Raw genomic sequence first — 278 nt, 5'->3', positions numbered from 1 at the left:
GTCAAGCCGCCGGGAACTGGCAGCCGGGCGTCGAGCGCGACAGCGCCATCTCGCCGGCGTCCATTTCGGCCTCGATGCCGTCGAACAACGGTGTCGACCTGTAGCGCCCGCCAGTGTCGGGCAGCATGCACAGGATCACCGATCCGGCCGGCGCCTTCTCGGCGACCTGGCGCGCAACGGCGAAGGTGGCGCCGCCGGAAATGCCGGTAAAGATGCCTTCCTTCTGGGCCAGCGCCCGTGCCCATTTGATGCCCTCCGGCCCAGCGATCGGCATGACC

At 69.1% G+C, this 278-nt stretch carries 1 pseudogene; it reads right to left on the bottom strand.

Annotated elements, in window-relative coordinates:
• Position 1: 1 nt before the first annotated feature.
• Positions 2-278: pseudogene (locus EN807_RS35155) on the bottom strand (cysteine synthase); the annotation flags it as partial.

The sequence above is a fragment of the Mesorhizobium sp. M5C.F.Ca.ET.164.01.1.1 genome (assembly GCF_004792125.1).
Taxonomy (GTDB): Bacteria; Pseudomonadota; Alphaproteobacteria; order Rhizobiales; family Rhizobiaceae; genus Mesorhizobium; species Mesorhizobium wenxiniae.
This window is presented reverse-complemented; position numbering and strand designations above follow the sequence as displayed.